11 protein-coding genes are annotated in these 10,447 nt (G+C 68.0%); 4 read left to right on the top strand and 7 right to left on the bottom strand.

Annotation, left to right across the window (positions count from 1 at the left end; all coding sequences use genetic code 11):
• Positions 1 to 117 precede the first annotated feature (117 nt).
• Entirely contained in the window at positions 118 to 633 is a 516-nt protein-coding gene (locus tag ACWGID_RS41370) for a hypothetical protein (RefSeq protein ID WP_452204923.1), read from the bottom strand.
• Positions 630 to 1,346, bottom strand: coding sequence for a class I SAM-dependent methyltransferase (locus ACWGID_RS41365; protein ID WP_452204921.1), 717 nt, complete (start codon positions 1,344 to 1,346; stop codon positions 630 to 632). The genes ACWGID_RS41370 and ACWGID_RS41365 overlap by 4 nt, the downstream gene beginning before the upstream one ends.
• Before the next feature lie 144 nt (positions 1,347 to 1,490).
• Between ACWGID_RS41365 and ACWGID_RS41360 the strand changes: the two genes are divergently transcribed.
• Positions 1,491 to 1,931: a hypothetical protein gene (locus ACWGID_RS41360; RefSeq protein ID WP_452204919.1), complete on the top strand. Its 441-nt coding sequence runs from the start codon at positions 1,491 to 1,493 to the stop codon at positions 1,929 to 1,931.
• Between the two features lie 12 nt (positions 1,932 to 1,943).
• On the opposite strand, the gene ACWGID_RS41355 is transcribed toward ACWGID_RS41360, so the two are convergent.
• From ACWGID_RS41355 to ACWGID_RS41340, 4 genes are all read right to left on the bottom strand, one after another.
• Positions 1,944 to 2,141, bottom strand: coding sequence for a hypothetical protein (locus tag ACWGID_RS41355; protein ID WP_452204917.1), 198 nt, complete (start codon positions 2,139 to 2,141; stop codon positions 1,944 to 1,946).
• 11 nt (positions 2,142 to 2,152) lie between these two features.
• The gene (locus tag ACWGID_RS41350; RefSeq protein WP_452204915.1) at positions 2,153 to 3,106 is read right to left on the bottom strand and encodes a sigma-70 family RNA polymerase sigma factor; all 954 of its coding nucleotides are present in this window, start codon (positions 3,104 to 3,106) and stop codon (positions 2,153 to 2,155) included.
• A gap of 39 nt (positions 3,107 to 3,145) precedes the next feature.
• Complete coding sequence (locus ACWGID_RS41345) at positions 3,146 to 3,853, bottom strand: hypothetical protein (RefSeq protein ID WP_452204913.1); 708 nt, start codon at positions 3,851 to 3,853, stop codon at positions 3,146 to 3,148.
• A gap of 66 nt (positions 3,854 to 3,919) precedes the next feature.
• Positions 3,920 to 4,717 carry an SDR family NAD(P)-dependent oxidoreductase gene (locus tag ACWGID_RS41340; RefSeq protein ID WP_452204911.1) on the bottom strand — a complete coding sequence of 266 codons (798 nt, stop codon included), beginning with the start codon at positions 4,715 to 4,717 and terminating at the stop codon, positions 3,920 to 3,922.
• 232 nt (positions 4,718 to 4,949) lie between these two features.
• Between ACWGID_RS41340 and ACWGID_RS41335 the strand changes: the two genes are divergently transcribed.
• Positions 4,950 to 5,366, top strand: a complete 417-nt coding sequence (locus tag ACWGID_RS41335; protein ID WP_452204909.1) for a MarR family winged helix-turn-helix transcriptional regulator — start codon at positions 4,950 to 4,952, stop codon at positions 5,364 to 5,366.
• Here the strand turns inward: ACWGID_RS41335 and ACWGID_RS41330 are convergent.
• Positions 5,363 to 6,274 carry an SMP-30/gluconolactonase/LRE family protein gene (locus ACWGID_RS41330; RefSeq protein ID WP_452204907.1) on the bottom strand — a complete coding sequence of 304 codons (912 nt, stop codon included), beginning with the start codon at positions 6,272 to 6,274 and terminating at the stop codon, positions 5,363 to 5,365. The genes ACWGID_RS41335 and ACWGID_RS41330 overlap by 4 nt on opposite strands.
• A gap of 112 nt (positions 6,275 to 6,386) precedes the next feature.
• Between ACWGID_RS41330 and ACWGID_RS41325 the strand changes: the two genes are divergently transcribed.
• Both ACWGID_RS41325 and ACWGID_RS41320 read left to right on the top strand, forming a co-directional pair.
• Positions 6,387 to 7,376 carry a winged helix-turn-helix domain-containing protein gene (locus tag ACWGID_RS41325; RefSeq protein ID WP_452204905.1) on the top strand — a complete coding sequence of 330 codons (990 nt, stop codon included), beginning with the start codon at positions 6,387 to 6,389 and terminating at the stop codon, positions 7,374 to 7,376.
• Positions 7,377 to 7,455: 79 nt separating this feature from the next.
• Positions 7,456 to 9,462: a DUF222 domain-containing protein gene (locus ACWGID_RS41320; protein ID WP_452204903.1), complete on the top strand. Its 2,007-nt coding sequence runs from the start codon at positions 7,456 to 7,458 to the stop codon at positions 9,460 to 9,462.
• Positions 9,463 to 10,447: the final 985 nt, after the last annotated feature.

The following is a 10,447-nucleotide window of genomic DNA, read 5'->3' as shown; positions in this document are numbered from 1 at the left end:
CCACCAACCTCAACAGGCCGGCCAACTCCTCCGAAAACGACACGGTCCCCGCAACTCCTCAAATCGAGGTGTTGCGAGGACCGCATGAACCCGCCTCTTCCGGGGGCCTGTTCGTTTCTAGTCGCTAACCTTCTCGAAGAAGGACGGGAGCTGCTCGAGGGTCGTCACCTCAGGGGGTGGGAACTCGGCAGAGGGGCCGTGGGGGCCTTCTTCGGGGCCGCGGAGGTAGCGGTGGATGAACTGCTGGGTTGTGGTGAGGACCTTCGCGCACTGGGCCGGGGTGAGCTTGCCGGCGGTGAGTGCGTCGGCGAGTTCTTCGAGGTCGAGGATCTGGTAGCGGTTCTGCGCTGGCGGGATCAGGAAGTCGACGTACATGTCGTGGACCACCAGGCCCTGATCGGTGCGTTCGAGCTCGATCAGGTCGACGTACCACCAGCCCTCCATCGGGCCCGCGAACACGGCCGGCTTGGTGAGTTGGACGCCTTCGCCGAGGAGCAGGTAGCAGCGCTCCACGGTGGGACGCCCGGCGACTTGGTACTGCGGGAGGATGTGGACGTCGTACGCGACGACCTGACCGAGCTGACGGCCGGGACACCATTGGCCGGTGCGATGCAGAACCTGGACCTCGTTCACGCGGGCCGGGCCTGGAAGATGATGATGCCGACGTACTGCGACAACCACGCCTGCTTGTGCGGATAGCGCCGCTTGTTCTCCTCGGACAGCTGCGGCTCGAGCACCTGATCGACGCGAAAACCGTTGCCGGTCAGGGAATTGTGGATCGACGAGAACGTGTCGGTCGTATGCGTGATGGTGACGTCGGGGTTCCACAGCGACGGGTACGAGTACGGCCCGACCGCGTGATACGCGTCGCCGATCCCCACCCCGTCCCGCTCCGACCGCTCCACGGCGTACCTGATCGGATGGGCCATCGACACCACGAGTACGCCGTCATCCGCGATCAGCGACCGCACCGCGCGCAGGGTTCGCGCGCGATCCCGGGCGTAGGCCAGCGACTGCAGGAACACGACCACGTCGAACCGCCGACCCGCCAGCGCGTCGATCTCGTCGAGCGCCGACAGGTCCCCCGTGAGGAGTGTGACGTCCAGATCGGCCGGCGGTCTGAGGAACTGCGCGCCGATGTCGACCCCGACCACGGCAGCGGCGCCGTGGTCCCGGACGAACTCGATCGCCTTCCCGCCGTTGCCGCAGCCGACGTCCAGGATCGTCTTTCCCTTGACCGGGCCGATCAGCGAGCGCTGCGCCTCCCACTCCATCAACTGGTCCAGGGAGTCCTCCCTGGCTCGGCGTTGTTCGTAGTCGGTCGTCAACGTCTGCCAGGGGTCCATCCCGCGAGGCTACCGGCTGGTGCACCCGCGATGGACCTACTGTCGTGCTGTGACCATCGAGGCCAAACGGATCGAGAAGACCAACCAGCTGCTCACCTGGGCGGTCCTGCTCCCGTCGCACGCGTTCGCGCGGCCGGTGCAGCGATGACCGCCCTCGTCGCGATCATCCACGCCGGCCTCGCGGCGGCCTGGGTGGGTGGGATGGCGTACTCGCTGTTCGTCGTCCAGCCGAAGCTGAAGAAGTACTTCGGGAAGGACCAGGACGGCCGCGAGTCACTCACCACTGTGATTGCTTCAGGCAACCGGTGGAAGGTGGTCGGACTGATCGCGGCGATCGCGCTCAGCGGCGCCGTACTGCTGCTGCTCAATCACGATCACTGGCAGATCCACGCGGTCAAAGGCCTCCTGCTGCTGATCGCAACCGGCATCTTCTGGTACGTCTCCTGGCGCCACTGGCCGCAACGCGTCTTCGCGACGTCCGCCGAGCTCCCGGTCCTCCAGCGCCGTCTCATCGGCTTGGCAACGACCATGCTCGGTCTCGCCGGCCTCGCCTTCGCACTCGGCATCCTCTCGGTCCATCTCTGACTAGGAGGGCCGCTATCGGCGGACTCCGCAGAGCCCGGCTGCGACGCGGAACAGGTGAACGCGGTCCGATGGCAGATCTTCTTGCTGGTGGTAGATCTGCTGAAGCATGCAGTCGGCGGCGTCGGTCGATCCGAGCATCAGCTGGCAGAACAGCCGCAGTTGCGCATGCAGCGCAGCGTCGTACTCGGTGATGTCTCCCTGGTCGGGCATGCCGTCGCCCGTCAGAGTCCGAACAGCGGAAACAGTCCGGAGCCGTGGAAGGCGACGATCCGGCTGACGCCTCGGGGGCTGAGCGTCAGTACGTGCAGTGCGTGCGGATGATACGCGCCGTCGTGACCGCGGGCGTACACCGCGAAGGCAGGCTGTCCATTGGCGGAGGTCGCGACCAGTTCGGCCGGTCCGATCGTCGGCATCATTCTGGCCAGGAAGGCGACGACGGTGTCGCGGCCTTCGAACCAGGTCGCGATCGGCGGCATCTCCCAGCGTGCGTCCTCGGTCAGCACCGCGACGAGTTGATCGACGTCCGCGGTTTCGAAGGCCTTGGTGTACCGGTCGAGCAGAGCCCGCTGCTGTCGCTCGACAGGTTCGGTGAGGTCGTCTTCGCTGAGCGGAACCTGCGCCCGGGCTCGTTGTAAGGCGCTGTTGACGGCTGCGGTCGACAGGTCCAGCAGTTCCGCAACCTCGGCGGTTCGCCATTGCAGTACGTCGCGCAGGATCAGCACTGCTCGCTGTCGGGGCGGTAGCTGTTGGAGCGCTCCGACCAGGGCGAGCCGCATCGTTTGTCTTTCCACCACGACTGCTTCCGGATCGACCGGCGCGGCGGTGAACAGGAAATCGGGCATCGGCTGGAGCCACGGCACCTCTGGGGTTCGCTCGACCAGCCTGGCCTGCGGGTCTGCCTCGGGGGCACCGAGATCGGCGGGCAGTGGCCTGCGCCGGCTCTTTTCGAGCGCCTTGAAACAGGCCCGGGCCGCGATCCGATACAGCCAGGTCCGCAGTGACGACCTTCCCTCGAAGCCCTCGTAGGCTCGCCAAGCATCGAGAAGGACGTCCTGCACCACTTCTTCGGCCTCGTGGACCGAGCCGAGCATGCGGTAGCAGTAGGCCAGCAACTCTCGCCGGAACGGTTCGCTCACCGTTCCGAAATCCTCGCTGCCGGCTGTGGGTCCAACCATGGTGCGCATGATTCTCCCTGGTGTGGAGGGACAGCGGGATCAGCGGACGGTGATGTCGCCCAGGTCGATGGCGACCAGAACGACCTGGTCGTCGCCCATGGTGGCGTAGGCCCGGCGAGTGGTTGGGATGACGATGCCGTCGACGGTGCGGTAATCGGCGGCGTACAGCTGTGACTCGGTGCCGGGGTCGACGATGTCGATGGCGAAGTCGTGGCGGCGCAGCAGCCCGTCCGGCCCGAAGCAGAAGACCTGTTTGCGGGTGTGGGTCTTGATGTGGTCGGGGAACGTCACGCCGAGCCGCCGCCAGGTTTCACCGTCGACCTCGATGGGCGCGATCTCCTCGCAGACGAACCCCGGTGAGGTGAGCAGGAACGGTGTGTTCAGGTACGTCCACAGAGCTTCGCCGGTGAAGTACGCCAGATGCAGATCGTCCCACGGCGTCTGGAACTGATGGCCGTCGAACGATCGTTCCGGGTCGTCCCGCGCGTCGACCACGGTGCCGTCGAGCTGCTGCAGCTCGACCCTGTCGGGCTGGAAGAGCGTCCGTCGGTCTTGACCGACGAAGTCCATGGTCAGCCGTTGTCGGGTCGTGTCCACCTCGAAGCGGATGGCCTTCAGCGCATCGCTTTTTCCTTTGATCTGCCAGAAGGCACCGGTGATGGCGGCGTCGACGCGGAGCGCCCGGATCCGATTCCATCGGTCCATACCACCGTGTGCGGCGACCGCGCTCGCTAGGAGATCGCTCATTGTTCACACCTCTCATAAGGGGTGCTCCGGCCCCCGCCGTGGTGCGGTGGCCGGAGCGTCGGGTGGTCAGTCGACGACGAGTCCGCCGGTCAGGTTGGCGACGGTTCCGGTCATCGCGGACGCTTGGTCGGAGGCGAGGAACACCGCGACCGCTGTGAGTTCGGCCAGCGTCGTGGGCCGCTTGCGATGGGTCATCGCGCCGGCGGCGGCGGTGAACTGGTCCTGGGGGATACCCAACGCGTCCGCGTGCAGTCCGTACACGATGTCGATGACCGGTGTCTCGACCATTCCGGTGGTCCGCAGGCAGACCGAGCGGACGCCGTACTGCGCCCATTCGGCGGACAGCGCACGGTTCAGGGCCTCCATCGCCGCCCAGCCGACACTCATGCCGCCGACCAACGGCAGGGGGACGCGGGCGGGTTCTGGGGTGTGCATCATGATCACTCCGGCCCCGCGAGGGATCATGTGCCGTGCGGCGGACCTCGCGGTCACGAAGTGGGCCCGGGCGTAGGTCGTGACCGGCCGCAGGAAGTCGTCGACCGGTAGGTCGGTGAAGGGGATTCCCTGCAGTCCTCGCGGTGAGATTCCGATCGCGTTGAACGACACGTCGATGCTGCCCGCGTCGGCGACGACGGCGTCGAGGTGTTCGGTGACGGACTTCTCGTCCAGGGCGTCGACCACCGCGGTTTCGACGGCCCCGCCCGCGGCGGAGATCTCCTTTGCGACGGTGTTGACGTTGTCGGGATTCCGCCCGGTCAGGAACACCCTGGCGCCTGCGTGGGCGAACCCGCGAGCGACCGCGCTGCCGACCGCTCCGCCGGCTCCGTAGACGACCACATTCTTGTTTTCCAGCCCGTTGGTCATGGGGACCACCTCCTACTCATACAGAGGCGATCGCGACGCGAAAGTCATCGGCGTACGTCGAGACGCCGGCTGGGCAGCGCGGGGGAAGCGACGGCTCGGCGCGCCGCCTGGTGGAACGGGCGCTCTCGCACGCCACCAGGAGCGGCCTCTGTCGGCCGGAGATCAAGCTGCGGAGATGGGAGAAATTTGGACCGCTGTGCCAGGATGGCGCTTCCCGACGGAGGTGGACGCGATGGCGCAGGAAGCACTGCAGCTGCTGGTCAGCATGCACCGGATCGTCAGGCACCTGCGCCGGAGCAGGACCACCACACTCCTGCACCCGACGCAGTTCCTGGCCCTGATGCTGATCGCCGACGAGCAACCGATCCGGATCGGCGAGATCGCCGCTCGGGTACCGTGCTCACAACCCACCGCGACCACCACGGTCGCGGCGCTCGAGCAGTCCGGCCTGGTGCGCCGCGAGCCCGACCCCGTCGACGGCCGCGCCACCGCGGTCGTCCTCACCGACACCGGCGCCGCCACCGTCGAAGCCTCCGGCCGTCAAGCCGCCGACGAACTCGCCAAGCTCCTCAGCCGCCTCGACGAGCCCGACCGAGCCCTGGTCCTCAAAGCCGGCGAAGCCCTCTCCCGCATCACCGACGACCTCTAACGCAGCCCGGGTACGACGGTCACGGTGTACGGCGGCGTTCCGGGAGCACCGTCGAGCTGGCTGTTGACCCACAGCAGCCGGCCGCGGTCGCGAGCAATCGTCGTCGGGGTCGCTGTACTGGGGGCTGAATCCGCGAGCAGCGTTGCCTCGGTGAGGTCGTGGTTCAGGAGCGCGAGCCTGGTGACGTACTTGCCGCCGCCGGCGTTGTAGACGGCGTACAGGCGGTGTCCCTCGAGGAGGTAACCGTCGCCGGACAGGATGCCGTTCGGGACGTCGAGGACCGTGACCTGCTTCGTGCGGAGGTCGATCCGGTACGTGACGTCCTGACCCTGCTCGCCGACCAGGAGCACGCGGCCGTCGGTGACGATGCCGTTGAGGAAGTACGGCGTGGGCTGCATCCTGTCGCGCGTGAGCCACGGTTCGAGCTCGCCTAGTCCGTCGCGCGTGAGCGGTGCACGCCAGATCTGATTGTGTGCCGAATCGGTCACGTACACGGCGTCACCGGCGATAGTGAAGTCGTTCAGGAACGAGCCGTCGGCGGCCCGGCGTACGGCGAGCAGGCGGCCGCGGGCGTCGTACAGGAACAGCTTCGAGGTGCCCGCGCCGGCGATCAGGACGCGGCCCCAGCGGTCGACGTGGACACCGGTCGCGGACGTCCGGCCGTCACTGCCGGCGGCGAGGAACTGGGTCAGTTTGGGGGAGCGGGTGGTACCGCGGTACACGGCGCCGGTGCCGACGCTGGTGACGTACATCGTGCCATCAGGCGTCACCGCGATCCCTTCAGGCGTGTCGCCGGAAGTGGTCGAGACGACGTACTCCGTCGGTCGGTGGGTGGATGCGGCGCTCGCGGTCGCCGGTGAGGTGATCACGGTCAGAACCAGGACGATGAGAACTGCCAGACGCTTCATCGAACCAGCGTCGGAGAGCAGGACTGTCCCCCGCGACCGGTTTCGGCCTGAACCGAAGAAGTCTGCCCGAAGGAATCTGCCCACGGCTGTGTTCTGCGGTCACAATCGGGGGATGATCCGGGTCCACTTCACCGCGGCGGACCTCGGGCGGGTCACCTTCCCGGCCGAACCGCATCCCCTTCGGGAGGCCGCGCTCGCCGCCCGCGCGCTGGGCCAACCATCGCTCTCGCCCGCGGTCTGCCGGTGGCGCCGCTCGGCAGGACCCCGAGTCCGGGGCTCGATGCGCCCACTCTTCAAGCTGATCTCGCCCGGCGGCCTGTTCCCGGGCTTCCTGGTCCCCGACGTCACCGGCGGGTTGGAGCCCGCCGTCGAGGCGCTGATGGACACGCCGGCAGACGTGATCCGCGAGCAGCTAGGTCCGTGGTTACCGCCCCAGATCGACCTATACATGCAGGGCCTGCTTGCAGGTCGGTCCGGTTCCCGTCGAGCCCTGGGCGCGGCCGTGCGCGATTTCCACCAGCACGTCCTGGCCCCGTCGGAACTACACCATCACTACAGTGCCGACCTGGGGCGACGTACCCGAACGATCCTCCACGAAGGCGTCGACGCACTCCTGTCTTCTCTGCACCCGGACGTCGACTGGTCCGCTCCGGTCCTCACCACCTACAGCCCCGACGACACCGACCACCAAGCCGCCGACATCCACCTGAACGGCCGCGGCCTGGAGCTCTACCCGTCGCCGCTCGCGGCCACCTGCTCAGTCATGCACGTCCCGGACCGCCGTCCCGTCCTCATCTACCCGTGCGCGGAACTCCCCGCCACCGAACTCGCCACCGCTGACTCGTTGGCCGATCTCCTAGGCCGCACCAGATCCGCCGTACTCCGAGCCCTCGTCCACCCCGCCAGCACAACCCAGCTCTCCCGCCGGCTACGCATCTCACCGGCCTCCGTCTCGGACCACACCAGAGTCCTCCGTGCCGCCGGTCTGATCACCACCGAAAGAACCCAAGGCGCAGCCCTGCACGCCCTGACCTCCACTGCCCACGCGTTACTCGTTGGCGGACCTGATAGTTGCTCATGGCAATATCCACAGGGTGTTTAGGTTGTGGATGACGAGTTCCCTTGAAATAAAGGGGTTCTGGCTTTGAAAACTGTCGGAGGGGGTGTCTAGGCTTTGGGGTATGGAACTCCTGGGTGAGCGGCCTCCTGAGGTGATGAGCGAGCGCGAGCTCGTGCGCGCTCTCGACCAGAGCCATGCCGACCTCGCCCGACTGGAGGCCCACCGCCTGCGACTCCTAGCGGCCTTGGACCGGAGCGGCCACGCGGAGGCTGTCGGTGCCCGCGACACAATCCAGTTCATCGAGTACCGCTACCGCCTCGATCACTACCGTGCCCGTCGCGATGTGCAGCTCGCCCGCGCGCTACCGAAATACCAGGCGGTCACCGCTGCCCTGGCTGATGACCCGGAGACCGGCGTACTGATGCGGTCGGCCCAGGCGGAGGCCATCGTGCTCGAGCTGGAAAAGACACCGTCGACCGTGCCAGTCGACGACCTCGACTGCGCCGAACGTGAACTCGTCCGCCTCGCCCGCCACCTACCCCCGGCCGAGCTGCGCAAAGCCGCCGTCCAGGCCCGCGACATCCTCGACACCGACGGCCCCGAACCCGAAGAACAGAAAGCCGCCGCCCGCGAGACCCTCACCCTGACTTCGGCCGACCGCGGCGTGAAGTTCAAGGGCTACCTGGCCAACGAGAACGCCGAACTCCTCCGCACCCTGATCATCACCGCCGCCCGCCCCCACAACACAATCGACGGCGCCCCCGACCCCCGCCCCCGCGAAAAGCGCCAAGCCGACGCCCTAACCACCACCCTCACCCTCGCCGCCACAGCCCTAGACGCCGGCACCCCAACCCCCACCATCCGCCGACCCTCCACAACCACCCCGCCATCGGTCGCGACCCCTGCGGAGTCCGCGGACTCCGAGGAGTGCATCTCACCAACAGTCACGAGCCCGTCGGGGTCTGCGGACTCCCCACGGCGCACATCACCAGCGGCCGCGAGCCTCTCGAGGTCTGGGGACGCTGCAGTGCGCACCCCGCCAGAAACTGCGAGCGCCGCGGACTCCGCAGGACGCACCCAACCAGCAGTCGCGAGCGCCTCAGGCTCTGCGGACTCTGCTGGGCGCGGAGGTTCGAGTGGTGATGTGGTGCCCGGCTTCGGTGCCAAGGCGAACATCACCGTGACGATCGACCTTCAAGACCTGAAAGCGGCAACCGCGGACGCGATCGGCCAGACCGTGTACAGCAACGGATTGTCCGCCGCCACGATTCGACGGCTGGCATGCGACGCGAAGGTCATCCCGGTAGTCCTCGGCTCGAAATCAGAACCACTGGACGTCGGTCGAAGCGAACGCCTCGTCACAAGAGCAATGCGACGCGCCCTGAACACCCGCGACCGCGGCTGCGTCGTGTGCGGCGCCCCACCCGTCATGTGCGACGCCCACCACCTGATCCCATGGATCGACGGCGGCGTCACCGCAGTATCAAATCTCGTGCTCCTCTGCCGCCGCCACCACACCGACCTCCATGCCGGCCACTGGCACATCACCATTACCAACGACACAGTCCACGTCACCCGCCCCACCTGGGCAGACCCACCAAGCCCTCACCATCACAAACCGCCGCGCACCACCACCCAGTCCCCAAATCCACCCACACCCGAGCCGCGCGCGCCGATGCCACCCACAACCGAGCGGCATGCACCCGAGTCACGCGCATCCGCGCCACGCACACCCGAGTCACGTGCGCCGGAGTCACGTGCGCCGGAGTCACGTGCGCCGGGGTCGCGTGCGCCCGAGCCGCGCGCATCCGAGCCGCGCGCATCCGCGCCACGCACACCCGAGTCACGTGAGCCGGAGTCACGTGCGCCCGCGCCACGCACACCCGAGTCAAAGGCGCCCGAACCGCGCGCATCCGAGCTGGTGGATTCGACACCTGTCCTTCCGTCCTCGCGCGATCCCGAGCCATGGAGCAGGACAGTCCTGCCCGCACCCGCCACCGTTGGAACGCGGACAAGCCGCTGGAAGTCCACCGACGCCACTCTTGCGAACGCAGCACAGTTCGCGACGTATGGCGCCGCCCCGACAACCGATTCCGACCCCGGCCCACCATCCTTCGCAACAACCTGAGCCGTCCGCCGCCAGACCAACACCAAGCCACGTGGCTCTCCGGTGCCCCAGCCCGTACTCCGCAGCCTGAGTTCGACAGAGCAAGCGCGCGGTGGGCGCAGGTGGTGGGAACACGCGGCGGAAACGCACGGTGTGGAGCGTCCGCGATCGCCGAGGTACCGGGCGAGGAGGCGCCCGGCGCGGTACTCCGGCTTGGGTGGCGGGGCGCCCGCGCGCACGGGATGCGGGAACTGCGGGTAGACGGCGGGCTCCGCGGAGCGAGAAGCCTGGTCGGGCAGTACGCGCGACGCGAGAGCGTGGAGCGGTGCGCCGGGTCTGGTGATGCGCGGGGCTCGGAGTGCGTGTTGTGGGGCGGGTCGCCGGCCGTGGGTGTTTGGGCAGGTGGGGCGGCGGGCTTGGCGGAGGGCGTGTTGGGGGCTGGGTCGCGAGGCACGCGGGTGTGTCGGGGGGATGAAGCGCGGGGCGCGTGGCGGGGTCGCCGGGGGTGGCTGAATGGGCGGCAGGTGGGCGGCGAGCTTGATGGAGCGCGTGGGGTGTGGAGCGCGTGTTGTGGGGGTGCGTGGTGGAGTGCGCGCGGCCTGGCGACGCTTGGCGGGGTGCGCAGGATGTGAGTGAGTGGGGCAGGCGGAGCGGCGGGCTCGGTGGAGTCCGTGCCGTGTGGAGTGAGCGGGGTACTGGGGATCCGCCGAGCGGGAGAGCGGGAGAGCGGGAGAGCGGGAGAGCGGGAGAGCGGGAGAGCGGGAGAGCGGGAGAGCGGGAGAGCGGGAGAGCGGGAGAGCGGGAGTCGGGGTGCAGATGGGTGGGGTGCGAGGTTAGGAGCGTTGCACCTAGCGCGGGTGAGTGGGGCGCTGGCGGTGTGGAGCACACATGTCGCGGAGGTTGTGTGCGGATTGGGATTGACCCGTTTCGACGGACAGGGTCGGTGTGAGGTGGTCAGGCTACCTTCTCGGCGGTAAGCGTGGTGCTCGCTTCGTATTGTGCCGGG

The sequence above is a fragment of the Kribbella sp. NPDC054772 genome (assembly GCF_053611945.1).
This window is presented reverse-complemented; position numbering and strand designations above follow the sequence as displayed.

Bases quoted from the DNA above. Each gene is read 5' to 3' on its own strand.
- ACWGID_RS41350 (WP_452204915.1), bottom strand. From the start codon at position 3,106: ATGGTTGGACCCACAGCCGGCAGCGAGGATTTCGGAACGGTGAGCGAA.
- ACWGID_RS41340 (WP_452204911.1), bottom strand. From the start codon at position 4,717: ATGACCAACGGGCTGGAAAACAAGAATGTGGTCGTCTACGGAGCCGGC.
- ACWGID_RS41330 (WP_452204907.1), bottom strand. From the start codon at position 6,274: ATGAAGCGTCTGGCAGTTCTCATCGTCCTGGTTCTGACCGTGATCACC.
- ACWGID_RS41320 (WP_452204903.1), top strand. From the start codon at position 7,456: ATGGAACTCCTGGGTGAGCGGCCTCCTGAGGTGATGAGCGAGCGCGAG.
- ACWGID_RS41365 (WP_452204921.1), bottom strand. From the start codon at position 1,346: ATGGACCCCTGGCAGACGTTGACGACCGACTACGAACAACGCCGAGCC.
- ACWGID_RS41360 (WP_452204919.1), top strand. From the start codon at position 1,491: ATGACCGCCCTCGTCGCGATCATCCACGCCGGCCTCGCGGCGGCCTGG.
- ACWGID_RS41345 (WP_452204913.1), bottom strand. From the start codon at position 3,853: ATGAGCGATCTCCTAGCGAGCGCGGTCGCCGCACACGGTGGTATGGAC.
- ACWGID_RS41355 (WP_452204917.1), bottom strand. From the start codon at position 2,141: ATGCCCGACCAGGGAGACATCACCGAGTACGACGCTGCGCTGCATGCG.
- ACWGID_RS41325 (WP_452204905.1), top strand. From the start codon at position 6,387: ATGATCCGGGTCCACTTCACCGCGGCGGACCTCGGGCGGGTCACCTTC.
- ACWGID_RS41335 (WP_452204909.1), top strand. From the start codon at position 4,950: ATGGCGCAGGAAGCACTGCAGCTGCTGGTCAGCATGCACCGGATCGTC.